This window comes from Sphingomonas sp. UNC305MFCol5.2, from assembly GCF_000712135.1.
Lineage (GTDB): Bacteria > Pseudomonadota > Alphaproteobacteria > Sphingomonadales > Sphingomonadaceae > Sphingomonas.
The window spans coordinates 1,397,179-1,421,460 of record NZ_JOOE01000001.1 but is presented as its reverse complement, the minus strand read 5'-3'; the positions used below and the strand labels follow the sequence as shown (position 1 = coordinate 1,421,460).

Sequence of the window (24,282 nt, the reverse complement as noted above, 5' to 3'; positions counted from 1 at the left end):
AGTGCTTCAACGCAGTGGATCAATCTCTAGCGATGGCGGTGACCAGTCATGCCGCGTCGTTGAACTGCAGCGCCGCCAGCCGCGCATAGAGGCCGCTCGCGCCGACGAGTTCGGCATGGGTGCCGGTCTCGACGATGCGGCCTTCGTCCATCACGATGATCCGGTCGGCGGCGCGCACGGTGGCGAGCCGGTGTGCGATGACCAGCGTGGTGCGGTTCTCCATCAGCCGCTCGAGCGCGTCCTGGACGAGGCGCTCGCTCTCGGCGTCGAGCGCCGAAGTGGCCTCGTCGAGCAACAGGATCGGGGCGTCGCGAAGCAAGGCGCGGGCGATCGCGATACGCTGGCGCTGCCCGCCCGAGAGGCGCGCACCGCCTTCGCCGAGGAAGGTATCGAGGCCTTGCGGCAGCTCACGCAGGAAATCACCGGCGTTGGCGGCTTCGGCGGCCGCCCAGACCGCCTCGTCGCTGGCGTCCCATGCGCCATAGCGCAGGTTGTCGCGTGCCGAGGCGGCGAAGATCACCGTTTCCTGCGGCACCATCGCCATGCGGGCGCGAACCTCGGCCGGATCGGCCTGGCGGATATCGACGCCGTCGACGCGAACCGCGCCGCTCTCGGGATCGTAGAAACGCTGGAGCAACTGGAACAGCGTCGACTTGCCCGCGCCCGACGGACCGACGACCGCGACCGTCTCGCCGGGGCGGATGTCGAGCGCGTAGTCGGTCAGGACCGCGACTTCGGGGCGCGTCGGATAGCGGAAAGTGACGTGCTCGAAGGCGACCGCGCCCTGCGGCGGCTGCGGAAGCGGCACGGGCTGGGCCGGGGCGGCGATGTCGGGCTGCTCGCGCAGCAATTCGGCGAGGCGGCTGGCGGCGCCCGAGCCGCGGAGCAGCTCGCCATAGACTTCGGTCAATGCACCGAACGAGCCGGTGACGAGGCCCGCGGTGATCACGAAGGCCGTGATCGATCCGCCCGATATGCGGCCCTCGGCGACGCCGTACACCGCGTCCCACATGATCAGCGTGATCGCTGTGAAGAGCAGGCCGATCACCATCGCGGTCATCACCGCGCGGAGCGCGAAGCGGCGCTTGGCGGCGGCGAAGCTGCGTCCGACGGCGCCTTCGAAGCGCTCGGCCTCGCGCTTTTCCTGTCCGAAGGCCTGGACGATGCGCATCGCGCCCAGCGTTTCGGAGGCGATCGAGCCGATATCGGCGACGCGGTCCTGGCTCGAGCGGGAAAGAGCGCGGACCCGGCCGCCGAGCCAGACGATCGGCAACACGATCAGCGGGATGCCGACGATCAGAAAGGCGGCGATCTTGGGGGCGAGCGTGAACAGGTAGATGATGCCGCCGATGCCGGTGAGCAGGTTGCGTAGCGCCGTCGAGACGGTGTTGCCGACGACCATTTCGACGATCGCGGTGTCCGAAGTGAGGCGCGAAGCGATCTCCGACGGGCGGTTTTCCTCGAACCATTTGGGAGGCAGGCGCAGCAGGTTGCGATGAACCGCCATCCGCATGTCGGCGACGGTGCGCTCGCCGACCCACGACACGAAGAAGAAACGCACCGCGGTGGCGATCGCGAGCGTGAGGACCACGAGCAGCAGGCCCTGGAAATAGACGCCGATGGTGCTCGTATCTGCGCCCTTGGCGAAGCCGTTGTCGACGATCTGCTTGAAGGTGCGCGGGATCCACAGAGTCGCGACCGACGAGGTGATCAGCGCCAGCGTCGCCACCGCGAGCTGGAGCGGATAGCGGCGCGTGAAGCTCCAGACAACGAGCAGGTTGCTGAGCTTGCGCCGGGATTGGGGAGCGGGCGCAGGTACGGGTTCGGCCATGCGCCGCGACGTAGCGCGATTGGCAGGGGAGGGGAACTGTCTCTTGCTCCCGCTCCCACAAGGGGAGAGGGAGATGGCAACTCATCCCATATTTGGGAGATTTGGTACGACGGCGTTGCGCCGCAACAGGGCGGAGCCTATTAGTAAGATAAGTCGCGCCGTTTCCGAACGGGGGACGGTGGAAGGAATTGAATGCTCTACGACGCTTACGAGATTCAACGCTCGCTCCTCGCCGGCGCCAGCGCATGGGCCAATTTCTCCGCGGGGCTGCTCAACAATCCGGCCAATCCTTTTGCCTATTTCGGCGGTGGGCCGGTGCTCGCCTCGGCGCTCGAAGTGTTCGCACACGCATCCGCACCGCGCGGGAAGCCGGATTTCGGGCTCGATTTCACCACCATCGATGGCAAGCAGATCGAAGTGCACGAGGAAATCGTGCTGCGGATGCCGTTCGGGCAATTGAAGCGCTTCGTCCGCAAGGGCGTGGAAGGCGGACCAAAGCTGCTGATCGTGGCGCCGATGTCCGGCCATTACGCCACGTTGCTGCGCGGCACGGTCGAGCGGATGCTCCCCACGGCCGACGTCTACATCACCGACTGGCGCGACGCGAAATTGGTGCCGCTGGCCGAGGGGCGCTTCGACCTCGATGACTATGTCGACTATCTGATCGCCTTCCTCGCGCATATCGGAGCCCAAGGCGATCCGCGGCCGCATATGCTGGCAGTGTGCCAGCCCTCGGTCCCGGCCTTTGCCGCCGCGGCGCTGATGAGCGCGGACAAGCATCCGAACCGCCCGAAGACGCTCACCATGATGGGTGGCCCGATCGACACGCGCGAGGCGCCGACCGCGGTCAACACGCTCGCCACCGAGCGGCCGCACACCTGGTTCGAGCAGAACGTGATCGCGACGATCCCGGCGACCTATGCCGGCGCGGGGCGGCGGGTCTATCCCGGCTTCCTGCAGCTTGCGGGGTTCATGACGATGAACCTCGGCAGCCACATGGTCAGCCATTGGGAGATGTTCAAACATCTCGTCCAGGGCGACGGCGAAGGCGCCGATTCGACGATGAAGTTCTACGAGGAATATCGCTCGGTCTGCGACATGACCGCCGAATTCTACCTCCAGACGATCGACGTGGTGTTCCAGAGCCACGCGCTGCCCAAGGGCGAGATGCTGCATCGCGGGCGGAAGGTCGATCCGTCGGCGATCACCGATGTCGCGATCCTCGCGATCGAAGGCGAGCGCGACGATATTTCGGGGCTGGGGCAGACCAAGGCGGCGCTGACGATTGCCGACAAGCTGCCGGCGAAGATGAAGAAGTACCACATGGCGCCCGAAGTCGGCCACTACGGCATCTTCAACGGCTCGAAGTGGCGGACGAAGATCGCGCCGGTGCTCGAGCAGTGGATCGCCGCGAACGACTGAGCGCCGTCGGGGCGTCGACTTCACCTGTCCCCCTCCCTGCAAGGGAGGGGTTAGGGGTGGGTAAGGAAGGGCCGGGCTCGATGCCCGGCCCTTCCTTCTTTCCCGAGCAGCTCGATGGGCTCGCTACGCTCGCACCCACCCCCGGCCCCTCCCTTGCAGGGAGGGGAGTTCACGGTTGAATGTCGATAGGGCCTAAACCTAGCCGTTTTGGTAGCCGAGCTCGGCGAAGGTGCTCTTCAGCCAGAAGAACGATCCGGCGGCGCAGATCGCGATTATGGCGAAAAGCACCCAGCCAATGGGCGTGAGCGTCTGCCGTGCGGCATCGCGATAGGGCAATTTGTCGCCGGCGATGAACAGAAACAGGCCAAAGACGAGCGTGAGCGGCACGAGGGCGAATATCTCGAGATGGTAGCGCACTTCGGGCATTTGCGCGCGGGCCGCTTGCAGCGGCAACCAGATGCCCCACCAGCCCAATGCCACACCGACCGCAGAGAACAGAAGCCCGGCCAACCGGTTCCGAAGATCAGGATTCATCGTTCTCACCCCTCTGGAACGCCGTTCGTAAAGTCGAAGCATGACAGGTTGAAGCGTGCTGGAACCAGACCGGACTCAATCATAGGCAGTGACCAGCGCGCTCCAGGCGAGGATCGCGACCAGACCCCAGATCATCAGCACGATCAGCACGCCGCCCCAGCTAACCGGGCGTCGCGTCGCGATCTCGGCCTGGGCACGGTGTTCGGCGAACTGGTCGCGCGGGATCATCTTCTCGAACAGCCAAACGCCGATCGGGATCAGGATCACGTCGTCGAGCAGGCCGAGCACGGGGATGAAATCGGGAATCAGATCGATCGGCGACAGCGCATAAGCGGCGATCAGCAGACCGAACAGCTTGGCGTAGAAAGGCGTCCGCGGATCGCGCGCGGCGAGCCAGACGGCGTGCGCTTCGGTGCGGATGCGGTGCGCAAGCGACGGGCCCATGGTGATGGAATCGCGCGGAAAAGGGACGCTGGTCAATCCACAATCGTCATCCCCGCGAAACCGGGGACCCATCTCCCGGACGCGCCGCAGATACGACAGCTGTTGCAGCTTGCCGCTTCTGCACGAGATGGGCCCCCGCTTTCGCGGGGGTGACGGTGTGGGGGATCAACTTTCGGCAGTGGTGTCGACCACCGCGTGACTGCCTTCCTCGCTGCCCTTGATCTTGCCGCCGAACAGCATCTTGAGCGCGCCGGAGACCGACATGTCCGTCTCCCACAATTCGGCGCTGTCGATGTCGAAGCGGAGCAAGGCGAGGTTGGGGTCATCCTTGCCACCGGGGAACCACGCCTCGACATAGCGGCTCCAGAGCTTGTCGATCATCGCGAAATCATTGTCGATCCGCGCGGTGCCGGCGAGGCAGGCGAAATAATCGTGCCCCTTCGACACGAATTGCGCCATCGCCGGGCCGCCCTTGGCGAGGCGATTGTCCTTGCCGACGAAGAAGAACAACGTGTCGACTTGATCCTTGTCGAGCTGGGCGGTGAGCGGGATGCTGTGCCCGCCGTCCGCCAGCCCGATCATCACGAACGGGCTGTCGTCCAGCTTCTTCCAGAGATCCTTTTTGAGTTCGGCGACGTCGGCCATGCTGCGCTCCCGGATTGCGTTCGGGAGAGTTAACGACGCGGCGGTTCAGGCGTTCCCCAGAGCGGCGGCGGCGCCGAGCAGCTCGAGGTCGGTGCGGTTGACCAGCGAGACGGGCACTTCGGAGAGCTGGCGCCGGAACGTGGCCTTGCCTTCCATGCGGCGGCGGAAGCCGGGGTCCATCAATTGCGGATGGAGCGCCCGGGCGATCGCGCCGGTGAGGAACACGCCGTCCCACGCGCCATAAGCCAGCGCGAGATCCCCCGCGAAGCTCCCGAGATGCTCGACGAACATCCGGACGACCGCGGTGCTCACCGGATCGCGCCCGATGTTGCGCGTCACCTCCTCGGGCTTTCCGATCTTGGTGCCGCCGGAAAGCGCCTCATAAGCGAGCAGCAGGCCGGGGGCGCTGAGCAACGTCTCGATGTCGAAGATGATGCCCTTCGACGTACAATAATCGGCGAATTTGCGTTCGTCGGCGGTGACCGGGGCAAACGACATATGGCCAGCTTCGGTCTGGACCGGCGAAAGCCGGCCATGCGCGGTGATCAGCGCCGCGACGCCGAGCCCGGTGCCGGTGCCGATCACGACATAATTACCGCCCGGCTCGACCAGCTTGGGGGCCGGCCCCTGCAGCGGTGTGAAGGCGGAGATCGGGAGCATGGTCAACGCGAGCGCATTGGCGGCGCATTCGTTGAGCGCGCGCGGGCGGACGCGGAGGACCGCCTCGACGCCCGAGAGCGAGATGTACCAGCGGCTGCCCGTCAGGTTGATCAGGTCGCCGCGCACTGCGCCCGCCACTGCGAGCACGCTCGGCAGGCGCGCTTCCTGCAGCCCGACGCCGCCCAGATAGGCGACCAATGCGCTGGTGAAGGTGGGATGCTCGACGGTCATGTACTTGCGCACATCGCGCGGCATCAGACCCGCGTCTCCGCCGGTCAGGCCAAATCGAACCGATTGGCGGCCGATATCGGCCACCAGCGCCAAGTCTCCAGCCACGTGCGGGCCCCTCCTGTAAGTGCCCCTTTTTGCAGGGTTCGACACTGGTATCGCTAACACTTATTGCTGAAACAACAAGATATTGAATGGCAGCGTTGTCAGGAGATTATGGCGTCAGTCGCTCTTGAAGCAAGCGGAACTTGTTACATCGGCTTGGCGTCCCGGACATCGCGGCAATGCACTGCCGCGATGCCCGGGCAGGCGCGAGTCACAGGACCTCGAACAGCCCCGCCGCGCCCATGCCGCCGCCGATGCACATCGTCACCACGACGTACTTCGCACCGCGGCGCTTGCCTTCGATCAGCGCATGGCCGGTCATGCGCGCGCCCGACATGCCGTAAGGATGGCCGATCGAAATCGCGCCGCCGTTGACGTTGAGCAATTCGCCCGGGATGCCGAGCTTGTCCTGGCAATAGAGCACCTGGACCGCGAAAGCCTCGTTGAGCTCCCACAGGCCGATATCGTCCATCTTGAGGTTGAAGCGCTCGAGCAGCTTGGGGATCGCATAGACCGGGCCGATGCCCATCTCGTCGGGCTTGGTGCCCGCGACGGCCATGCCGACATAGCGGCCCAGCGGGGTCAGGCCGCGCTTCGAGGCGAGCGATTCCTCCATCAGCACGCTGGCCGAGCTGCCGTCCGAGAGCTGGCTGGCGTTGCCGGCAGTGACGGTGCCGTTGGGGAGAACGGGGTTGAGGCTCTTGAGGCCTTCGAGCGTGGTGTCGGCGCGGTTGCCTTCGTCCTTCGAAAGCGTGACTTCCTTCTGGGTGACCTCCTTGGTCTCCTTGTTGGTCACGTTCATCGTCGCGGTGACGGGAACGATCTCGTCGTCGAACTTGCCCGCGGCCTGCGCGGCGGCGGTGCGCTGCTGCGACTGGAGGGCGTATTCGTCGCAGCGATCGCGGCCGATGCCGTAGCGCGCGGCGACGACTTCGGCGGTCTGGAGCATCGGCATGTAGATGTCGCCGTGCATCGCGAGCAGCTCGCGATCGGGTTCGACGCGCATCGCGGGGGTCTGGACGAGCGAGATGGATTCGACGCCGCCGCCGATCGCGATGTCCATATTGTCGACCATGATCTCCTTGGCGGCGGTGGCGATCGCCATCAGCCCCGAGGCGCATTGCCGATCGACCGACATGCCGGCGACGCTTACCGGGAGGCCCGCGCGGAGCAGCGCCGTGCGGGCGATGTTGGCGGCCTGGCTGCCCTGCTGGAGCGCGGCGCCGAACACCACGTCCTGCACCTCGGCGGGATCGATCCCGGCGCGCTCGACCGCGGCGCGAATCGAATGCGCGCCGAGCGTCGGGGCGGGAAGCGCGTTGAACGCGCCGCGATAGGCGCGGCCGATCGGCGTGCGGGCGGTGGAGACGATGACTGCGGAGCGGGACATGGGTTCTTCTCTCTTCTGCTCCCCTCCCTGCAAGGGAGGGGCTGGGGGTGGGTGCCGACGCGGCAGCGTCGGCCTCTTCTTCAGCGGAGGGAGGCTCGCCTTCGGCTCGCACCCACCCCCGACCCCTCCCTTGCAGGGAGGGGAGATTCTGCGTCACACGTAAACCAGCGCGATCCATTCGGCGATCAGCGCGGGCTTTTCCTCGCCTTCGATCTCGAGAATATATTCCTGAACCTGTTCCCAGACACCGGGCTTGCGCTCAGTGAATTTGAGCAGCTTAAAGCGGCCGCGGACGCGCTTGCCGGAACGGACGGGCGTGAGGAAGCGGACTTTGTTGCCGCCGTAATTGACGCCCATCTTCACGCCCTGGATCTTCGGCGCGCCGGTTTTCGCGGCGAGCATCGGCATCAGCGAGAGCGACAGAAAGCCATGCGCGATCGTGCCGCCGAACGGCGTCTTCGCCGCCATTTCGGGGTTCACATGGATGAACTGGTGATCGCCGGTAGCCTCGGCGAACTGGTCGATCATCGCCTGCGTGACCTCGACCCAGTCGGACACGCGTTCGGTGCCGATGCTTTCGGCCATCTGCTGGACGCTGATCGTATCCACCGAGACTGCTCTCCCGCGCAAATCCCGCATTGCGCAGCCCCATCTAGTGAACCCGATGGGTTTATCGCAAGCCTCAACCGACCGGAAATTTGAAAACTACGCCTGACGTAGCGTCCATACCTCGCGCAATCGGCGTCGATTTGCGCCGTATTACCGAACCCGATGTTCTAAAGTGGTCGCTCGTGCGTCCCCGGCGAGCTTCGGGGCCGGCGAGGCGACACGGCTTTCGCTTGACGAGAGGGGCATCTGAAGTTCCAATTCCGGGTGGCCGGCTTCGCGGCCGATAGGGGGAATGGGCATGCGAAACTGGGGGAGCAGCGCGGCGGCGCTGGCGGTGATGTTGTGCATGGCGGTGCCGGCAGGGGCGAAGGATCCGCCCAAGGCGGAAGGCCGGGCGCTTCCGCCCGCGATGGCCTCGCTGGAGAAGAGCCTGCACCCGCAGACCGGCGACGTGCGAATCCCCGAAGCCAAGGCAGTGATGCATCTGGGCGACCGCTATTATTTCCTGCCGGCGGCGGACGCGAAGCGCGTGCTCGTCGAGGGCTGGCACAATCCGCCCGAGACCGCCGAGGGCGTGCTGGGCATGGTGCTGGCGAAGGACACGACGATCTTCAACAATGTCTGGGGGGCGGTGATCACTTATGAGGACACCGGGCACGTCGCCGACACCGACGCGCAGAGCCAGGATTACGGCACGGTGCTCAAGGGCATGCAGGAAGGCGCCGAATCGCAGAATGCCGAGCGCAAGCAGGCCGGCTATCCGGCGATGCACCTTGTCGGATGGGCGCAGCCGCCGGCTTATGATGCCGGCAACCACGCGCTGATCTGGGCCCGCGAACTCGCGCTCGAAGGCGATCCGGTCAACGGGCTCAACTATGACGTGCGAATGCTCGGACGGACCGGGGTGCTGAGCCTCAACATGCTCGCCTCGATGAAGGATCTGGGCGATGTCCGCACCGCGGCGCAGAGCTTCGGCAAATCGGTAAGCTTCGAGCCCGGTGCGGCCTATACCGACTTCGATGCTTCGACCGACAAGGCGGCCGAATACGGGCTGGCCGGGCTGGTTGCGGGCGGCGTTGCGCTGGGCGTGGCCAAGAAGGTCGGGCTGCTGGCGATCATCCTCAAGTTCGGCAAGGTGATCCTGATCGGCCTCGCCGCGTTCGGCGCGGCTGCGCTGGGCTTTTTCCGGAAGTTCTTCGGGCGCAAGGACGAAGGCACGATCTAGGGCGGGTCGACCTTCGGTGGGGAATGCGGTTGGCCCAATCCGCAACCGTCACCCCGGCCGAAGTGCCGGGGTCCACCGGGAGGCGAGGGCCAGATAAGAGGTTCGAGCGCTGCCAGTGAGGCTGAGTGGACCCCGGCACTTTGGCCGGGGTGACGGGGGGAACCGTTGGAGCGGGTCTCAGGCGACGCCGTTGACGTGGAGGATGTTGCCGTCGGGATCCGTGAACCAGATTGCGCGGAAATCGCCCTTCACGTGGACGCCCTGGCGGACTTCGTCGAAACCTTCGGGATATTCGTCGAGTGTGACGCCCTTTGCGCGCAGATCGGCGGCGATCGCCTCGACTTCGCTGCCGGCGTCCCAGACCACGGCGTTGGCCTTGTTGGTGCCGGCATAGTCGCTCTTGTAGACATTGAGCCTGGTGCCGCCGGTGCGGACCGCGAACACCGCGCCATGATCCTCGGCGAGCGGCAGGCCCAATGTCCCGGTGTAGAAGCGTTTGGCGGCCGCGACGTCGCGGCACGGCACGATGGCGGAGCTGTTCCTGTCTGCGAGCATCGTCATTCCTCCTTGCCTTGCAACGGCGGAAACGGGCGTTCGGGTGCAATCAGATTGAGCTGGGTCGGATAGGCGAAGGTGATCTTGTGATCGCGAAAGCGCGCGAGGATCGCCGCGGCGACCTTGTCGCGGGCTTCGGGCGGGAAATCGATTCCCTGCGATTCGAACTCGACATCGTAATCGAGCCCGGTGGCGCTGAAGCCGGTGATCCCGCCATGGTTGATCTTGTAGCCCGAGCTCTCGACGGCGTCGCGGAGCAGCTCGGGGAGCGCATCCACCACTTCGGGCGGGGTATCGTAGCCGAGGTTGAAGATGAACTTGAAGCGATTGCGGATGCGATCGCTGGTGTTGAGGATCTCGTTGTCGAGCAGCTTGCGGTTCGAGACGATGCGCAGTTCCCCCGCGGCGCCGCGCAGCCGGGTCGACTTGAGCCCGATCTGCTCGACCACGCCTTCGCTGGCGCCGAACTTGATGTTGTCGCCCAGGCGGAAGGGCCGATCGAAGATGATCGACAATGCCGCGATGAGGTCCCCGAAAATGCCCTGCGCGGCGAGGCCGATGGCGATGCCGCCGATGCCGAGGCCAGCGACGAGGCCGGTGACGTTCACGCCCAGATTGCTGAGCACCATCACCAGCGCGATCGCGAACAGCACGATCGTGACGAGCAGACGAATGATGCCGAGCGCACTGGCGAGGCCGGTTCCGGCATCGTTGCCATAAGTGCGGTGCTCGATCAGCCCGAAGATGACCTCCCGTACCCAGATCGCGGCCTGGAACACCGCGGCTATGGTGAAGAGGAACTGGATGGTGGCTTCGACCATCGGCGGCGCACCGGCATATTTCGACACCAGCCGCAGAGCGATCATGACGATGAAGAAGGTTCCGGTCTTCGCGACGGCGCGCCCGAAGATCGAATACCAATTCGCCACGCCTTCGCCGCGCCTGCACAGCCGCACGCCCCAGCCGCGCGCCGCATAGAGCGCGACGACGATGGCAGTGGCGATGGCGGCTGCGATCAGGATGTTGAGCCAATGCGACTGGACCCAGATCGATGAATCGCGAACCAGCACTTCGGTCTGGGTCTGGAGGTCGACGTCGGGTAGGATCGGGGCTTTGTTGGTGGTCATGCGCTACTCAGGCTGCCTTGGCTCGGGGAGCGGCGATGTCATCCTCGAGGAAGGCAATCAGACCGCGTTCGTAACGGTTGAGGTAGCGGGTGGCGCGCGGCAGGTGCAAGCGTTCGCGAAATTCGGCCTGCGCGTCCCTGTCCTTTGCCAGCTCGATCAACCGGGGATGGACATAGGATTTGCGCGCGATCGAGGGCGTGTTGCCCAGCGCCTCGGTCACCGGTTCGAGCATCGATTTGATTCCGACATAGTCGTCGGCTGTGGCGAGCGCCGCGAATGCGATGACGCTCGCCCCCCAGGTGCGGAAATGCTTGGCAGTGAAATCGTCCGCCATCGCCTCGCGGATATAGGCATTGACGTCGGTCGAAGTGACCGGGTGCGTCTCGCCTGCCTCATCGAGCCAGCGGAACAGGTTTTGCCCGGGCAGGTCCTGACACCGTTTTACGAAAGCGGAGAGCGTGCGATCGGTGATCGTCATTACGCGCAGCTTGCCCGACTTGGCGCGGAACTGGAGCTTGAGCGTCTGGCCCTTCACCTTGACGTGGCGCTTCCGGAGCGTAGTGGCGCCGAAGCTCTTATTCTCCTGCGCATATGCCTCGTTGCCGACGCGGATCGTGCCCAGATCGAGGAGGCGGACGACCGCGGCGACTGCCTTCTCCTTGCACAGCCCGCGTAGTTTCAGATCGGACTCGACGCGCTCGCGCAGCTTGGGGAGACTATGGCCGAAGCCGGCGCAGCGATCGTATTTCGCCGCCTCCTGCGCCTCGCGGAAGCCGGTGTGGTAGCGATATTGCTTGCGGCCCCGATCGTCCCAGCCGACCGCCTGGATGTGGCCGTTGGGATCGGGGCAGAACCATGCGTCGGAATAAGCGGGGGGCAGGCCGATCCGGTTCAACCGGTCGATCTCGTCGCGATCGGTGATCCGCTTGCCGTCCGGGTCCCAATAGCCCCAGCCGTGGCGCACCTTGCGCCGTGTGATTCCGGGTTCCCGATCATCGACATAGACGATGGCGTCGAGCGTCATCGGGCCTCCTCGCTTGACCCGTTGAATGCGCGGAGCATCGCTTCGTTCCGGAACCTGCGCGAATTACGAGGTGGCAGCGAACACCTCCGCGTTCAGCCGTGCGGGGATCCGCTCCCTGCGGGCTGCGCTTGCCGCGATCGCCTGTACGACAGGCCGTTCACCCGGCGTTGCGCGGGCCGCTCCACCCAATGGTAGAGCGCCGCGGAGCTGGCGAGCACCAGTACGAGATAAAGCGCGATCAGCGGCGCGCCGACCGCGTGCGCGTCGCTGACGAGCACGAGCTTGAAGGCGAACCAGAGCAGGAAATGGCCGAGATAGGTCGCGTAGCTGATGTCACCGAGATAATGGAGCGCGCGGCCTTCGAGTGGGTTGCCAGGCTTGCCGGCGGTGAGGGCGAGCGCGAGGAGCAGGGCGGCGAAGGCTGCGGGGACGGCGAGGGTTTCGGGTAGCAGCCTGGCGAGCCAGCTCCCGAGCAGGACCAGCGCCATGGCCGCGCAGGCGAGGGCGGGCCGACGCCATTGCTCGCGCCAGCGCAGCCATAGTGCCCCGATCGCCGTGCCGCAGGCGAACTCCAGCACGCAGCGGATCAGCCCGAGACGGGGGATTTCCTGCCCCAATGCCGTGGCTCCCCGCAGCGCGAAGACGCTGTGCAGCAGCACGAGCAAAGCGACGATGGCGGCGAGGATTGCCGGAGCGGGCACGCGGCGCCAATCGATCGCGAGGACAAGCAGCGGGAACAGCAGATAGGCGCCGAGCTCGCACGAGATCGACCAGGCGGGGTCGTTCCAAGCGAGCGCGGAAGTGAAGCCCCAGTTCTGGAGGAGCGCGACGTGGAGCGGCAACTCCGCGAACGGGAAGTGCGGCGCCTCGCGCCCAGTCGCCGCCAGCGCGAGCGCCAGCAGCGCGCCGAAGCCGAGCATGAACAGATGGAGCGGCCAGATGCGGGCGATCCGGCGCTTGAGGAATTCGGGAACCGCCGCGGGCCCGCCGGCGCGCAGCCTTTCCGACCAGCTCATCCAGATGACGAATCCAGACAGCAGGAAGAAGAAGTCGACCGCCAGATAGCCCTTGGCGAGCACTGCCGCGGCGGGCGCGGGCAGCCCGGCGATCGACAGGCGGATGTGGAAGAGCACGACGAACCACGCGGCGATCCCGCGGATCGAAGTCAACGCCCGAAGCTCGGTCTTCACGCGATCGCGGCCCGGGCCTTGCGCAGCGGGCGCCACGCGCTCTCGGCGCGCTTGCGGCCGCAATAGGTGTCGAGGCCGATCTGCGCGCCGATCAGCATGTAGACGAAGGGCTGGAACGCGATCGCGATGAACACCGCGCCGAGCAGGTAGATGATGTGCGCGCTCTGCAGGGCGCTGGCCAGCGGCGCGATCCATTCCTGTCCGGGCTCGGGCTTGCGATAGCGGCGGCGGAGCACTTCCATGCGGAACAGGCCGGCCACATTGATCAGCAGCCAGATGGCGAGGCCGGGATAACCCTGCTCGCCGAGCATCTCGAAATAGGCGCTGTGATAGGCGCGCGCCTTGTCGACCTCGAGGCTGCGATCGACCTTGGCCTGGCCGCCATCCTCCTGAATCGCGACCTTCTCGTAGCGGATCTGGTTCTGACGATAGGCCTCGAAGCCGCCGCCCAGCGGGCGCGTCTTCACATAGTCCATCGTCCACTTCCACACCGCGATCCGAGTCGAGGCCGAGGCATCGGCCTGGTAGGTCTTGATCGTCTCCATCCGCTCGGTGAAGGCGGAGGGGAGGAAGGGCACGGCGGCGAGGCCGAGGCCGCCGAGTGCCGCGAGATAGACGAACTTGCGCCTGGTATCGCGGATCATCAGCAAGGCGAGCAGGCCGATGCAGAGCAGACCGGTGCGCGTCGAGGTGCCGATCGGGATCAGCAGGCAGGCGAAGATGAGGGCGTAACTGAAGGCCTTTACCCGCCAGTCGGGTGCGAAGATCGTGCCGTGGCGGGTGAACCAGACGATCAGCGGAATGATCGCGATCGCCACCGTGGAGATGGTCGAGCCTTCGTAGAGGCCCGAATTGTTGGTCACCATCAGGTTCAATTCGCCATAGCCGCCGCCCGAGCCGAGCGTCTTGATCCCGCCGACGATGATGATCGAGGCGGCGGAGAGCACCATGAACAGCAACAGCGATTCGATGCGCAGCCGGGTCCGTAGCGTGAGCGGAAGGAAGGCGGCGAAGGCGAGCGCCTTCCACACCCATTCCCATTTGTCCTTCGCCTCGATCGGGAAATCGGCGTGGAGCGTGGTGTAGAGGCAATAGCCGAGCAGCAGCACGATCAGGAATTGGCGCGGGGCGACGCGGACATCCTTCTTGTCGTCGAACGCCAGCCAGCCGGCCACGGCGAGCGCGACCGCGAGCATCGAGATCGGGACCGAATTGAGCAGCAGATAGGTCAGCCGCTGCGGCGAGACGATGTCGATATAGGCGTAAGCGAGCACGAACAGGAACGGGCGGCGAAAGCCCGTCGCCAGCAATGCCGCGAGGAATGCGATGAAGGCGAGATCACGCACCGGGCTTGCCCCAGCGGCTTTTCTTCGGGCTGGCGGGTGGATCGCCCGGGCCCGGCTCGTGATCGAGGTCGGGGCGGCGCAGCAGCAGGAAGGCCGCAAGCAGCATCAGCCCATGCGAGAGCCCGAGCGATAGATTGTCGATCATGTCCGCCCGCGCGCTCCTTCCGGGCGGGGTGTAGTGCGGTTGGGTTGACGCGGCGTAAACTAGGGTGCGGGTTTGGTGACGTGCGTGGCTTTCCGCCGACGACTCGGATTGTAGGATTTGGCGGGCTTAACTTCACACTTTTCCCGCGAATCGTGAACTTTCGTTGCGCGATTGCGTAACATCGTTGCGCGATGCGTGGGCTGGTCTCGACGATATCAAAGAGCGCGGCGTGGAGGATGGCACACGAAATCCTACATTCCCAGTGGCGCGCGTTCGATGATGCGCGGTGCGCAGGCGCTGTTGACGTAGAGGCTGAATATGTCTGCTATCGGGTGGGATGCAGTCGTTCAAACTCGCGCACATTGGGAACTGTATTAACTTCTGTCGATTGCAACTTCATCGCCTACAATTTGCCAGCAGGCATCGGCGGCAGAGAGACACAGGTGCCCCCGCTTGCAAGTCGGGCCGCCCTCATGATCCAGCATGCCCCACGCGCGCAACCCCGCGCACTCTAATCTCGAACCCTTCCTTGCGCGCCTCAATAGCCGGTCGATCCTGCCCGACCGAGAGCAGCAGCGCATTGGAGATCTTCCCGTGCGCGCTCGCGCATCGCGCACCTGCTGTGCGAAATGGCGCGCCGTTACCATGCTCCTCATCGGAACAGCCAGGATCTACTTGTGCTCCTGTCAGTAAAACACGAAGTCTGACGAATGCAGCGAGTCGAGCGTCGCCCCGATGAGCGTCACCGTGTTCGCGGCGTCGAACTGGATCACGACGTTGGTATGGGTCGGATCGAGCCTGACCTGGGTCGAGTGCGCCTTCATGTCGTCGAAGCCGGTGAAGATCCCGGCCCCGAAGGAGATCCGGTCGCCCGAGGCCGCGCCGTTGCCGACGAAGTCGGTGATCGTGTCCTTGCCGAAGCCGCTGACGAACGTGAACAGGTCCTCGCCGCCGCCGCCGGTGAGCGTGTTCGCACCGGCGTCGCCTTCGAGATAGTCGTTGTACGAGGTGCCGATCACGTTCTCGACGTTGGCGTACCTGTCGCCCTCGGCGTAGTTCCAGTTTCCTACGCCAGCCCTGAGTGAGACGGCCACGGCGCCGAAGTTGCCCGAAAAGTCGATCAAATCGGTGCCGGCGCCCCCGTCGATCCCGTCCGCGCCCAGCCCACCGATGAGCGTGTCGGAGCCGCCGCCACCGCCGATGTCATCGTTGCCGTCGTTGCCGTAGATCACGTTGTCGCCGTCGCTGCCGTAGAGCAGGTCGTTGCCGAGCGAACCGCGTAGGTTTTCAATAGTGATGAGGGTGTCGCCTTCCGCATCGTTCCAGAAGCCCTGGCCGGTGCCCAAATGCACCCACACCGCGGCGGAACTGTCGGCGTAGTCCGCCATGTCGGAGAGGCCCGCGCCTTCCAACCGGTCGGCACCCGCGCCGCCATGGAATGCGGTGCCGACGCTCGACGCCGTGCTGACGAGCGTGTCGTTTCCTTTGCCCCCGTAGAGTTCGTCACTGTTGCCACCGGTGCCGAACAGGTGGTCGTTGCCATCACCGCCATAAAGCCAGTCGCCCGTGCTCGAGCCGGTCCCGTATATCCAATCGTCGAAGGCGCTGCCGACGACATTCTCGATCGAGCTCAGCACATCTCCCTCGGCCCAGTTCCAATGTCCGGCGCCGTTCCCGTTGTTGACCGACAGTTCGACCCACACCTCGCCAGTCGACTGCGAGTAATCCGCGGTGTCCCGCCCGCCCGAGGGGACGGGGAAGCCGATAGACGGACCGCCGATCAGCACATCGGCGCCGTCGCCCCCGTCAAGCCAATCGTTGCCGCCGCCGCCCTCAAGCCGGTTGACACCGGCCCCGGCAGTCAGTCGGTCGTCGTAGGCGCTGCCGACGATGTTCTCGATGCTGACATAGCTATCGCCTGCCGCACTCCCGGCGGTGCCGATGCCGAGGCGGAGGTCGACGCCCACGCCGCCGCTGTCGCCGGCGAAATCGAGCGTGTCCACGCCTGCCCCGCCGTCGAGGATGTCGGCGCCGTCCCCGCCCCACAGCGCATCGTCGCCGCCATTCCCGAAGAGGTGATTGGCCGCCGAATTGCCGAAGATCCGATCACCCGATTCGCCGCCGATGACGTTCTCGACGTCGATGAACTGGGTGCCCTGGGCAGCATTAAAACTTCCGGTGCCGGCTGCCAGGTCGATCGTCATCATGCCGACCTTGCCGGTATAGTCGGCGGTGTCGATGCCGGCCCCACCATTCAATATGGCGCCGTAAGCTCCGATCAGCCTGTCGTCGCCGTCCCCACCGTTGAGCGTGTCGCCTGCGCCCGCCGTCAGCTTGTCGTCGCCGCCCAGGCCGTTAATTACGTCCGCGGCATTGGTTCCGACCAGGTCGTCGTCTCCGTCGGTGCCGTTGATGATCGCCATAATCCTGTCCTTGCTCTCTCGACGGAACGCCTCCGGGGCGATCCATGCTTTTGCGTTTGCGAAACGTCTTGCGGCGCTTTCGGCCGAGCGCGTCCGTGTATCTCCCGTATCAAGCGGGGCTCGGCGGCTGCGTCGTGATCATGCTTGTCTGTCCAAATACGGCCTCCAGAACAAGGCTCTGCCTGAATCCGATAAGCCAAGCGCTGAAGCAAGATCGATTTTCGCGGCGACGGCCTGGGAAAGCGATGCGGATCGAACTGTCGCTGCGCTGACCTCATGGCGTGCACACACGGCCGCAAACGGCAATGTCCGGAATGGCTGGTTTGCAGACCGGCCGCGTCAGAAGGGGCAAGCGGACGGTCGGCTTAAGGGCTTCCGCCTAGCCGCAATGCCTGAGCGACAGACAATGACCGCAAGTGGGGCGGAAGCTGCCGGTTCGCTTTTGGCTCCGGCACCTCGTCGGGGGAGACCCGGTTGACGCGCCGTTAAGTGCTCTCGTGGCAGAGCGGGCGCATGCGGATTCTTCATGTCCTCGATCACGGCCTGCCACTCCAGAGCGGCTATACCTTCCGCACCCGGGCGATCCTGAAAGCGCAGATCGCGCGCGGGTGGGACGTGGCGGCGGTGACCGGGCCGCGGCACGGCAAGTTCGACGCCGACGAAGAGACGATCGACGGGATTCGTTTCCATCGCACTCCGCAAGTCGATCCGGGGCCGCCGGTGATCGGCGAGCTGCGCGAAGTCGCGGCGTTCGCGCGGCGGATCGAGGCGGTGGCGCGCGCGTGGCGGCCGAACGTGCTCCATGCCCATTCGCCGGTGCTGGATGCGATGGCGGCGCAGCGCGTCGCCGATCGGCTCGGCCTGCCTTTGGTCTACGAGATCCGCGCCTTCTGGGAGGATGCCGCGGTCGGCAACGGCACCGGACGCGAGGGCAGCCTGAAATATCGCGCCACCCGCGCGCTCGAGACGCGGGCGGTGCGCAAGGCCGATGCAGTGGCGGTGATCTGCGAGGGATTGAAGGGCGACCTCGTCGCGCGCGGGATCGATCCGGGCAAGATCCTCGTCTCGCCCAATGGCGTCGACCTCAATTTGTTCGGCGAGCCGCTGCTCTATGACAAAGCGCTGGCGGAACAGCTGGGCGTGGCCGGGGCCGAGACGATCGGATTCATCGGCAGCTTTTACGATTATGAAGGGCTCGACGTGCTGATCGACGCGATGCCGGCTTTGGTGGCGGTGCGGCCGTCTATGCATCTCGTGCTGGTCGGCGGCGGGCCGATGGAGGCGGCGCTGCGCGCGCAGGCCGAGACTTCGCCGGTGGCCGAGCGCATCCGCTTCGTCGGGCGCGTGCCGCACCAGGAAGTCGAGCGTTACTACAGCCTGGTCGATATCCTGGTTTATCCTCGAAAGGCCATGCGGCTGACCGAGCTGGTGACGCCGCTCAAGCCGCTGGAGGCGATGGCGCAGCGGCGGCTGGTGGCCGCGTCGGACGTGGGCGGGCACCGCGAACTGATCCGCGACGGCGATACCGGCACATTGTTCAAACCCGACGATCCGGCGGCGATCGCGACTGCCTTGTCACGGCTTTTCGCCGATCGCGATCAGTGGGACGCGCGGCGTGCGCGGGGGCGGGCGTTCGTCGAGGAGGAGCGTAACTGGGCTGTCAATGTCGCCCGGTATCAATCTGTTTACCAAAATCTTGCAGAGTCGAATCCCATGAAGGACTCGCGGTCGCACGCATCAACGGTGAACGCATGAATCTGCCGATCGCCCCCGTGATCGCCGGCCTGCTCGGCGGTGCCGTGGCGCTCGGTACCCTTGTGGTGCCGATGCCCGTGCTCGAGGCGCTGGTGATGGATAGCGGGTTGCCCGCCGTCATCGCCGCCACCGAGCCGCCGCTCGGATTCACCGCGCGCTTCATCATGGCGCTCGGCGCGGGCGGGGCCGTTGCATTGTCCAGCTGGTTCGCTCTGTTCGTTCTGCTCGGTTCGCGCACCGTGGCGATCGGCGACGGCGAAGAGATCGATCCCGATACGGTGCCGACGCCCGTGCTTCGCCGCGCCGACGCGCATCCGGATGCGCCGCCGCGGCCGCCGTTGCTCGCGACCCGCGACCTGGGACGGCCGTTCGACGCGTTCCGCACGCCGGCCGACATCGTGAAAGTCGAAGAGATCGAAGAGATCGAAGAAATAACGGTCGAAGTCGCGGAACCGCTCGCGATCGCGCCGATCGAGCAGCCGCTGCCGATCGACCTCGATCAGCCGCTCGCGGCCTTCGATCCCGAGGCGATGCCCGAAGTGCCGCTGGCCGCGCCGGTCGCGCTGCCGCCGCTCAGCCGCGGTCCCACGCCGCCGGTGTTCGACGAGACCGAGCGCTTCGAAGTGTTCGAATTGCCGACTCCGGTCCGCCCCGAGCCTCGGCCGATCTCCCTGGTGTCGCGCGAGGATGCGATCACCCGGCCGGAAACCGAGGCTTCGGTGCACGCGCTGCTCGAACGGCTCGAGCGCGGGGTGGTCCGCAAGAACATCGCCACCGCGGCCGCACCCTCGCCGCGCGTCGAGCGCCGCGCAAGGGAACGCGGGCTCGAAGACGCGCTGGTCACGCTACGCAACATGGCCCGCCGCGCCTAAGCAGATCGACATTCGGCCGCGCAACTCCCCTCCCTGCAAGGGAGGGGCGGGGGTGGGTGCGAGCGTAGCGAGCCCATCGAGCTGTTTGGAAAAGAAGGAAAGGCCGGGCATCGAGCCCGGCTTTCCTTACCCACCCCTAACCCCTCCCTAAAAGGGAGGGGAATCTGGAAGTTGCTACCGCTTAACGTTCCTCCACGGTCAGCGCCTCGATCACGACCGTCACCAGATCCCCGTCGCGGCACATGCGCGTGACCACCAGGTCCGCCACCAGATAGTTGCGCAGTGCGAACTCGGCTTCGCTCAGGCCGACCAGCCACTGGTCCAGCCTCGGGCTTGGCTGCGCGGTGAGCGTGAGGCTGTGCCGTGCGCCGGTGAAGGTCGCGCTCGCCCAGCGCGTCCAGTCGCTCGTGACGAGGATCGCCGGGCAACCTGCGGCATCGGCGGCTGCGAGCAGCGCCCGCTCGAGCGAAGTCGCTGCGTCGGGACCGCGGCTCATCGCCCCGCTCCCTGCATGGCGAGGAACGCCTCGACTCGCGCTTCCGTGCGCGGACGCAGTTCGCGGCCGTTGCGCAGATCGCGCACCAGCCCAGGATCGCCGATCGCCAGCCGGCCGAACTTGGTGGCGGGCATGTCGGTCCGCCGAAGGAATTTCTCGATTTCACGATGCACCGACATCGGGCCCTTCTCCTACGCGAGTCGCTGAACTATGATCATGTTTTGTTCTTCAAATCCTACTTGTCTAGGAAAATTCCTACGGCTATGAAAACGAGTATGGAACCGGGTGCGCAACGCGCGGCGCTGGAGGCGCTGATGGCGGAGCAGGGCGTCAGCTTTGCCGAGCTGTCGCGCGTGATCGGGCGCAACGCCGCCTATCTGCAGCAATATGTCCGCCGTGGCAGTCCGCGCGAGCTGGCCGAGCGCGACCGGGCCCTGCTCGCGCGCTTCTTCGGCGTGCCCGAGACGCGGCTGGGCGGGCGCGAGGCGGAGGGACTGACGGAGATCGCGCGGCTCGACATCGGCGCTTCGGCGGGTCCGGGACGGCTGGCCGAGGACGAAGCGGCGCGGCGCCCGGGTGCGCTGTCGCAGGCCCTGCTGCGGCAATTGGGCGTGCGCGCCGCCGCGGCGTCCATGATCCGGGTCGAGGGCGATTCGATGGAGCCGACTCTGTCCGACGGCGACGAGATACTGGTCGACCGCGACCATCGCGAAGTGCGCGGCAAGGGTGGAATCTTCGTGATCCGCCTCGACGGGGTACTGATGGTCAAGCGGCTGCGCACCGCGGTGGGCGGGATCGAGGTGGTCAGCGACAATCCGGCCTGGCCCGTGCGGATTTGCCCGGGAAGCGACGTGGAGATTGTCGGGCGGGTGGCGTGGCTGGGGAGGGCGTTGGTCTAGGTGTCGAGGTGATTGGCGCGAGTGATCGCCGCGCGCTACAGCCGACGGACATGAAGATATTCTTCGACGGGGGATGCCGTCCCAATCCGGGCGCAATGGAAGTCGCGGTCGTTGCCGGCGGACGGACGACGGTCCTGCGCGACCTGGGCGAGGGTACCAGCGCGGATGCCGAGTGGCTGGCGCTGATCCATGCGCTGACGATCGCCCAATCGCTCGCCGTGCCGGATTTCGTCCTGCTCGGCGACGCTGCGGACGTCGTCGCCAAGGCCAATGGCGCAGTGAAGTGTCGCGGCGCCGCGCTTGCCCATCTCGAACGATTCCGCGCGCTGGTATCGGCTGGGCGGCCGCCGCGCGTGCGCTATATCAAACGCGCCCAGAACCTCGCGGGGATCGCACTCGCAAGGCTGCACGGCCGATGACGCTGATCCTGTTCAACAAACCCTATGATGTGCTGTGCCAGTTCACCGATGAAGGTTCGGGCCGGCCGACCCTGGCGGATTTCATCAAGGTACCCGGCGTCTATCCGGCAGGACGGCTCGACCGCGACAGCGAGGGCCTGCTCCTGCTCACCGACGACGGGCGGCTGCAGGCGCGGATCGCCGATCCCAAATTCAAGCTGCCCAAATCCTATCTCGTGCAGGTCGAAGGCGATGTGACCGAAGCCGGTCTCGCGTCGCTGCGGCAGGGCGTCCGCTTGAAGGACGGCATGACTCGCCCCGCCGAGGCCGAGCGCATCGCGGCGCCTGCGCTCTGGCCCCGCGACCCGCCGGTGCGATTCCGCAAGACCGTGCCCGATTGCTGGATCAGGCTGACGATCCGCGAGGGGCGGAACCGGCAGGTGCGCAGGATGACCGCCGCGATCGGCCATCCGACCCTGCGGCTGGTGCGCTGGAGTGTCGGCGACTGGACGCTGGACGGTATGGCGCCGGGGGAATGGCGGGAGGCCTGAAGCCGGCCGCCCGCGATGGGGCGTGGCGGTCTAGCGCGTCCGCATCCAATCGATCAGCCAGACGACGAGCAGCAGGACCAGCCCGACGCCGAGTCCCGCGACGAAGCCCATCGAAGCCTCGCCCTGGCCGGCGCCGATGATGGTGCCGGCGAGCAGGCTGACCGCGAGCAGGAAGCCGCCGGCCATCGGCGTGCGGGAGGGAGGATTTGCCATGGCCGCGCCTTAGCCGGTCCGCTCGCGCGGCGCCACTGCCGCGGAAATGGTTAGCGGCGCTTCACCTTGCTGAGCCGCGAAAGCTTTAGAATCGGTGGAGTAAGGGAGGCGCATCGAGTCCGCGGAAGCGCGCAGCCGGAGTGTCCATGGAATATCTGCCCTATCTCGGGGACGCGCGCGAAGTCGCCGACGCCACCGACCTGATCCGCGCGTTCGGTGAGGACGCGGGCTCCGAAGCCGCCGCGCGCGCCGACCGCAGCCGCGATCTCGGCAACCACATCCATTTCTGCCGCTGGCGCCAGATCGAGCGCCTCGTGCTGCTGATGTCGATTCCGCGCGCAGTGGGGACCGTCCACTAGGGAGCCGATACGCGGCTCGGGGGTTGAGGTTGTCCCTCAAGGACGCCCGGCCACCGAATGACGCTTCCCCAAATTCTGTCGGTTTCGGTTCTCGTCGGCATGATGCTGCTCTTCATCTGGGGCCGATTCCGCTACGACCTGGTCGCGATCATGGCGCTTTTGGCGGCGCTCGCGCTGGGGATCGTCAAACCCAAACACGCCTTTAGCGGCTTCTCCGACGACATCGTCATCATCGTCGGATCGGCGCTGGTGCTGTCGGGCGCGGTGCAGCGATCGGGGGCGATCGAGAGCGCGATGCTGCTGCTCCAGCGGCGCGTGCGGCGGATCCGTTCGCAATTGCTGCTGCTCTGCGCAAGCGTCGGATTCGCCTCGGCGCTGGTCAAGAATATCGGGGCACTGGCGATGATGATGCCGGTTGCGTTCCAGATGGCCAAGCGCTCGAACACGAGCCCCGCGGTGTTCCTGATGCCGATGTCGTTCGCGTCCTTGCTCGGCGGGCTGATCACGCTGATCGGCACCTCGCCCAACATCATCGTCAGCCGGGTGCGCGAGGAAATGACCGGCGAGCCCTTCAGGATGTTCGACTATGCGCCGGTAGGACTCGGGCTCACCGTGGTCGGGCTGGTCTTCCTGCGCTTCGCCTATCGGCTGCTGCCGCGCGGGCGCCGGGCGGCGCCAACGCTCGGCGAGGCGATGGACATCCAGGATTATGTGACCGAGGCGGAGATTCCCGCCGGCTCGCCCGCAATCGACGAGACCGTGTCGGCGTTTCGCGAACGCCACGAAAATGAAGTGCACGTCACGGCGATCCTGCGCTCGGGGATACGCAGTTCGCCCTTTCCGGACACCACGCTCAAGCCCGAGGATGTTCTCATCCTCGCCGGCGCGCCCGATAGCCTCGAGCGGGTGATCGCCGCCGATGGGCTGGAGCTGGAGGGGCAGCATCGCGACAAGCCCGAGGGATCGGGTAGTGTGGGGGTGCTCGAGGCAGTGATCGGCACGGACAGTCCCCTGATCGGGCGCACCGCCGGCCGGCTGGGGCTGCACGAGCGTTTCGGCGTCAACCTGATCGCGGTGTCGCGGCAGGACGAGAGGCTGGCAACGCGGCTCGGCGAGATCGAGCTGCGAGCAGGCGATGTGATCGTGCTGCAAGGGCCGCTCGATTTGCTGTTCGAGCGGCTGGGCGAACTGGGTTGCCTGCCGCTCGCGGAGCGGACGCTGCGGCTGGGCAGCGCGCGCAAGGGGCTGTTGCCGCTGGCGATCCTGGCAGTGGCGATGCTCGCGACGGCGACGGGCTATGTGCCGGTGGCAGTGGCGTTCTTCGCGGCGGCGGGGCTGACGGTGATCAGCGGCGCGCTGCCGGTGCGCGAAGCGTACGACCATATCGAATGGCCGATCCTGGTCATGCTCGGCGCGCTGATCCCGGTGAGCGACACGCTGCGCACCACCGGCACGACCGACCTGATCGGCGACTGGCTGAGCCATTTCGCGGCGACCTTGCCACCCTGGGGGGCCGTGGCGCTGATCCTCGCCGCGGCGATGGCGGTGACGCCGTTCCTCAACAACGCCGCGACGGTGCTGGTGATGGCGCCGATCGCCGCGACCTTCGCGACCGGGCTCGGCTATCGGCCCGAGGCGTTCCTGATGGCGACCGCGATAGGCGCGGGGTGCGATTTCCTCACCCCGATCGGTCACCAGTGCAACACGCTGGTGATGGGGCCGGGCGGGTACAAGTTCGGCGACTATGCCCGGCTCGGCGCGCCGCTGTCGCTGCTGGTGCTGGCAGTGGGCACGCCGCTGATCCTGTGGGCCTGGCCGGTGCACTGACCCGCAATG

The 24,282-nt window shown here is 66.1% G+C and carries 27 protein-coding genes; 10 read left to right on the top strand and 17 right to left on the bottom strand.

The features are described from left to right. Window positions 1–46 precede the first annotated feature (46 nt). Window positions 47–1,831 carry an ABC transporter transmembrane domain-containing protein gene (locus BR78_RS0106760; protein WP_025560500.1) on the bottom strand — a complete coding sequence of 595 codons (1,785 nt, stop codon included), beginning with the start codon at window positions 1,829–1,831 and terminating at the stop codon, window positions 47–49. Window positions 1,832–2,023: 192 nt separating this feature from the next. Here BR78_RS0106760 and BR78_RS0106755 point away from each other — a divergent pair, with 192 nt between their 5' ends. Continuing rightward, window positions 2,024–3,253 (top strand): polyhydroxyalkanoate depolymerase, encoded by a 1,230-nt coding sequence (locus BR78_RS0106755; protein WP_025560501.1) that lies wholly within the window; start codon window positions 2,024–2,026, stop codon window positions 3,251–3,253. Between the two features lie 198 nt (window positions 3,254–3,451). On the opposite strand, the gene BR78_RS0106750 is transcribed toward BR78_RS0106755, so the two are convergent. From BR78_RS0106750 to BR78_RS0106725, 6 genes are all read right to left on the bottom strand, one after another. Then, window positions 3,452–3,787, bottom strand: coding sequence for a hypothetical protein (locus BR78_RS0106750; RefSeq protein ID WP_037566008.1), 336 nt, complete (start codon window positions 3,785–3,787; stop codon window positions 3,452–3,454). A 75-nt stretch (window positions 3,788–3,862) separates the two neighbouring features. Then, window positions 3,863–4,231 (bottom strand): YkvA family protein, encoded by a 369-nt coding sequence (locus BR78_RS0106745; RefSeq protein ID WP_029935770.1) that lies wholly within the window; start codon window positions 4,229–4,231, stop codon window positions 3,863–3,865. A gap of 165 nt (window positions 4,232–4,396) precedes the next feature. After that, window positions 4,397–4,876: a pyridoxamine 5'-phosphate oxidase family protein gene (locus BR78_RS0106740; RefSeq protein WP_029935768.1), complete on the bottom strand. Its 480-nt coding sequence runs from the start codon at window positions 4,874–4,876 to the stop codon at window positions 4,397–4,399. 45 nt (window positions 4,877–4,921) lie between these two features. Further along, window positions 4,922–5,872: a glucokinase gene (locus BR78_RS0106735; RefSeq protein ID WP_029725437.1), complete on the bottom strand. Its 951-nt coding sequence runs from the start codon at window positions 5,870–5,872 to the stop codon at window positions 4,922–4,924. A gap of 208 nt (window positions 5,873–6,080) precedes the next feature. Further along, window positions 6,081–7,259, bottom strand: coding sequence for an acetyl-CoA C-acyltransferase (locus tag BR78_RS0106730; protein ID WP_025560821.1), 1,179 nt, complete (start codon window positions 7,257–7,259; stop codon window positions 6,081–6,083). 153 nt (window positions 7,260–7,412) lie between these two features. Then, window positions 7,413–7,844, bottom strand: a complete 432-nt coding sequence (locus BR78_RS0106725) for a MaoC family dehydratase (RefSeq protein WP_029725435.1) — start codon at window positions 7,842–7,844, stop codon at window positions 7,413–7,415. 322 nt (window positions 7,845–8,166) lie between these two features. Here BR78_RS0106725 and BR78_RS0106720 point away from each other — a divergent pair, with 322 nt between their 5' ends. After that, window positions 8,167–9,093 carry a DUF2167 domain-containing protein gene (locus BR78_RS0106720; RefSeq protein WP_025560819.1) on the top strand — a complete coding sequence of 309 codons (927 nt, stop codon included), beginning with the start codon at window positions 8,167–8,169 and terminating at the stop codon, window positions 9,091–9,093. 125 nt (window positions 9,094–9,218) lie between these two features. After that, a complete protein-coding gene (locus tag BR78_RS22365) occupies window positions 9,219–9,287 on the top strand; it encodes a PEP-CTERM sorting domain-containing protein (RefSeq protein ID WP_156022260.1) in 69 nt (22 codons plus the stop codon). On the opposite strand, the gene BR78_RS0106715 is transcribed toward BR78_RS22365, so the two are convergent. The 7 genes from BR78_RS0106715 to BR78_RS0106685 form a co-directional block, all read right to left on the bottom strand. Further along, window positions 9,271–9,648, bottom strand: coding sequence for a VOC family protein (locus BR78_RS0106715; RefSeq protein ID WP_025560818.1), 378 nt, complete (start codon window positions 9,646–9,648; stop codon window positions 9,271–9,273). The genes BR78_RS22365 and BR78_RS0106715 overlap by 17 nt on opposite strands. A gap of 2 nt (window positions 9,649–9,650) precedes the next feature. Then, window positions 9,651–10,775, bottom strand: coding sequence for a mechanosensitive ion channel family protein (locus BR78_RS0106710; protein ID WP_025560817.1), 1,125 nt, complete (start codon window positions 10,773–10,775; stop codon window positions 9,651–9,653). A gap of 7 nt (window positions 10,776–10,782) precedes the next feature. Beyond that, window positions 10,783–11,799 (bottom strand): DNA topoisomerase IB, encoded by a 1,017-nt coding sequence (locus BR78_RS0106705; RefSeq protein ID WP_025560816.1) that lies wholly within the window; start codon window positions 11,797–11,799, stop codon window positions 10,783–10,785. A gap of 92 nt (window positions 11,800–11,891) precedes the next feature. After that, window positions 11,892–12,989, bottom strand: coding sequence for an acyltransferase family protein (locus BR78_RS0106700; RefSeq protein ID WP_029725432.1), 1,098 nt, complete (start codon window positions 12,987–12,989; stop codon window positions 11,892–11,894). Then, on the bottom strand, window positions 12,986–14,335 hold the full coding sequence (locus BR78_RS0106695) for a putative O-glycosylation ligase, exosortase A system-associated (protein WP_025560814.1): 1,350 nt from the start codon (window positions 14,333–14,335) through the stop codon (window positions 12,986–12,988). The genes BR78_RS0106700 and BR78_RS0106695 overlap by 4 nt, the downstream gene beginning before the upstream one ends. Continuing rightward, window positions 14,328–14,480 carry a hypothetical protein gene (locus BR78_RS21945; RefSeq protein ID WP_197021287.1) on the bottom strand — a complete coding sequence of 51 codons (153 nt, stop codon included), beginning with the start codon at window positions 14,478–14,480 and terminating at the stop codon, window positions 14,328–14,330. The genes BR78_RS0106695 and BR78_RS21945 overlap by 8 nt, the downstream gene beginning before the upstream one ends. A gap of 686 nt (window positions 14,481–15,166) precedes the next feature. Continuing rightward, entirely contained in the window at window positions 15,167–16,903 is a 1,737-nt protein-coding gene (locus BR78_RS0106685; protein ID WP_025560813.1) for a calcium-binding protein, read from the bottom strand. A gap of 513 nt (window positions 16,904–17,416) precedes the next feature. On the opposite strand from BR78_RS0106685, the gene BR78_RS0106680 reads away from it, so the two are divergent. Together BR78_RS0106680 and BR78_RS0106675 are read left to right on the top strand one after the other, a co-directional pair. Beyond that, window positions 17,417–18,658 carry a TIGR04063 family PEP-CTERM/XrtA system glycosyltransferase gene (locus BR78_RS0106680; RefSeq protein WP_025560812.1) on the top strand — a complete coding sequence of 414 codons (1,242 nt, stop codon included), beginning with the start codon at window positions 17,417–17,419 and terminating at the stop codon, window positions 18,656–18,658. After that, entirely contained in the window at window positions 18,655–19,530 is an 876-nt protein-coding gene (locus BR78_RS0106675) for a hypothetical protein (RefSeq protein ID WP_025560810.1), read from the top strand. Before BR78_RS0106680 ends, BR78_RS0106675 begins: the two co-directional genes overlap by 4 nt. A 181-nt stretch (window positions 19,531–19,711) precedes the next feature. Here the strand turns inward: BR78_RS0106675 and BR78_RS0106670 are convergent, their stop codons facing one another. Together BR78_RS0106670 and BR78_RS0106665 are read right to left on the bottom strand one after the other, a co-directional pair. After that, window positions 19,712–20,026, bottom strand: coding sequence for a hypothetical protein (locus BR78_RS0106670; RefSeq protein ID WP_025560809.1), 315 nt, complete (start codon window positions 20,024–20,026; stop codon window positions 19,712–19,714). Further along, window positions 20,023–20,205, bottom strand: a complete 183-nt coding sequence (locus tag BR78_RS0106665; protein WP_025560807.1) for a hypothetical protein — start codon at window positions 20,203–20,205, stop codon at window positions 20,023–20,025. Before BR78_RS0106665 ends, BR78_RS0106670 begins: the two co-directional genes overlap by 4 nt. An 84-nt stretch (window positions 20,206–20,289) precedes the next feature. On the opposite strand from BR78_RS0106665, the gene BR78_RS0106660 reads away from it, so the two are divergent. Genes BR78_RS0106660 through BR78_RS0106650 form a run of 3 tightly spaced genes read left to right on the top strand, consistent with a single transcriptional unit; the run spans window position 20,290 to window position 21,874 of the window. Beyond that, window positions 20,290–20,925, top strand: a complete 636-nt coding sequence (locus BR78_RS0106660) for a S24 family peptidase (protein ID WP_231478177.1) — start codon at window positions 20,290–20,292, stop codon at window positions 20,923–20,925. A 50-nt stretch (window positions 20,926–20,975) separates the two neighbouring features. Further along, entirely contained in the window at window positions 20,976–21,344 is a 369-nt protein-coding gene (locus tag BR78_RS0106655) for a reverse transcriptase-like protein (RefSeq protein WP_025560805.1), read from the top strand. Then, a complete protein-coding gene (locus BR78_RS0106650) occupies window positions 21,341–21,874 on the top strand; it encodes a pseudouridine synthase (RefSeq protein ID WP_025560804.1) in 534 nt (177 codons plus the stop codon). Before BR78_RS0106655 ends, BR78_RS0106650 begins: the two co-directional genes overlap by 4 nt. 30 nt (window positions 21,875–21,904) lie before the next feature. Here the strand turns inward: BR78_RS0106650 and BR78_RS21625 are convergent, their stop codons facing one another. Continuing rightward, complete coding sequence (locus BR78_RS21625) at window positions 21,905–22,087, bottom strand: hypothetical protein (RefSeq protein WP_025560803.1); 183 nt, start codon at window positions 22,085–22,087, stop codon at window positions 21,905–21,907. Window positions 22,088–22,233: 146 nt separating this feature from the next. Between BR78_RS21625 and BR78_RS0106640 the strand changes: the two genes are divergently transcribed. Together BR78_RS0106640 and BR78_RS0106635 are read left to right on the top strand one after the other, a co-directional pair. Then, window positions 22,234–22,446 (top strand): hypothetical protein, encoded by a 213-nt coding sequence (locus BR78_RS0106640; protein WP_025560802.1) that lies wholly within the window; start codon window positions 22,234–22,236, stop codon window positions 22,444–22,446. 57 nt (window positions 22,447–22,503) lie between these two features. Next, the gene (locus BR78_RS0106635; RefSeq protein ID WP_025587107.1) at window positions 22,504–24,273 is read left to right on the top strand and encodes an SLC13 family permease; all 1,770 of its coding nucleotides are present in this window, start codon (window positions 22,504–22,506) and stop codon (window positions 24,271–24,273) included. The last annotated feature ends 9 nt before the right edge of the window (window positions 24,274–24,282 follow it).

Coding starts and splice junctions, on each gene's coding strand:
- BR78_RS0106710 (WP_025560817.1), bottom strand. CDS start 10,775: ATGACCACCAACAAAGCCCCGATCCTACCCGACGTCGACCTCCAGACC.
- BR78_RS0106715 (WP_025560818.1), bottom strand. CDS start 9,648: ATGCTCGCAGACAGGAACAGCTCCGCCATCGTGCCGTGCCGCGACGTC.
- BR78_RS0106705 (WP_025560816.1), bottom strand. CDS start 11,799: ATGACGCTCGACGCCATCGTCTATGTCGATGATCGGGAACCCGGAATC.
- BR78_RS21625 (WP_025560803.1), bottom strand. CDS start 22,087: ATGGCAAATCCTCCCTCCCGCACGCCGATGGCCGGCGGCTTCCTGCTC.
- BR78_RS0106730 (WP_025560821.1), bottom strand. CDS start 7,259: ATGTCCCGCTCCGCAGTCATCGTCTCCACCGCCCGCACGCCGATCGGC.
- BR78_RS0106675 (WP_025560810.1), top strand. CDS start 18,655: ATGAATCTGCCGATCGCCCCCGTGATCGCCGGCCTGCTCGGCGGTGCC.
- BR78_RS0106755 (WP_025560501.1), top strand. CDS start 2,024: ATGCTCTACGACGCTTACGAGATTCAACGCTCGCTCCTCGCCGGCGCC.
- BR78_RS0106670 (WP_025560809.1), bottom strand. CDS start 20,026: ATGAGCCGCGGTCCCGACGCAGCGACTTCGCTCGAGCGGGCGCTGCTC.
- BR78_RS0106680 (WP_025560812.1), top strand. CDS start 17,417: ATGCGGATTCTTCATGTCCTCGATCACGGCCTGCCACTCCAGAGCGGC.
- BR78_RS0106725 (WP_029725435.1), bottom strand. CDS start 7,844: ATGGCCGAAAGCATCGGCACCGAACGCGTGTCCGACTGGGTCGAGGTC.
- BR78_RS0106635 (WP_025587107.1), top strand. CDS start 22,504: ATGACGCTTCCCCAAATTCTGTCGGTTTCGGTTCTCGTCGGCATGATG.
- BR78_RS0106665 (WP_025560807.1), bottom strand. CDS start 20,205: ATGTCGGTGCATCGTGAAATCGAGAAATTCCTTCGGCGGACCGACATG.
- BR78_RS0106740 (WP_029935768.1), bottom strand. CDS start 4,876: ATGGCCGACGTCGCCGAACTCAAAAAGGATCTCTGGAAGAAGCTGGAC.
- BR78_RS0106640 (WP_025560802.1), top strand. CDS start 22,234: ATGGAATATCTGCCCTATCTCGGGGACGCGCGCGAAGTCGCCGACGCC.
- BR78_RS0106750 (WP_037566008.1), bottom strand. CDS start 3,787: ATGAATCCTGATCTTCGGAACCGGTTGGCCGGGCTTCTGTTCTCTGCG.
- BR78_RS0106650 (WP_025560804.1), top strand. CDS start 21,341: ATGACGCTGATCCTGTTCAACAAACCCTATGATGTGCTGTGCCAGTTC.
- BR78_RS0106745 (WP_029935770.1), bottom strand. CDS start 4,231: ATGGGCCCGTCGCTTGCGCACCGCATCCGCACCGAAGCGCACGCCGTC.
- BR78_RS0106685 (WP_025560813.1), bottom strand. CDS start 16,903: ATGGCGATCATCAACGGCACCGACGGAGACGACGACCTGGTCGGAACC.
- BR78_RS0106720 (WP_025560819.1), top strand. CDS start 8,167: ATGCGAAACTGGGGGAGCAGCGCGGCGGCGCTGGCGGTGATGTTGTGC.
- BR78_RS21945 (WP_197021287.1), bottom strand. CDS start 14,480: ATGATCGACAATCTATCGCTCGGGCTCTCGCATGGGCTGATGCTGCTT.
- BR78_RS0106660 (WP_231478177.1), top strand. CDS start 20,290: ATGAAAACGAGTATGGAACCGGGTGCGCAACGCGCGGCGCTGGAGGCG.
- BR78_RS0106655 (WP_025560805.1), top strand. CDS start 20,976: ATGAAGATATTCTTCGACGGGGGATGCCGTCCCAATCCGGGCGCAATG.
- BR78_RS0106760 (WP_025560500.1), bottom strand. CDS start 1,831: ATGGCCGAACCCGTACCTGCGCCCGCTCCCCAATCCCGGCGCAAGCTC.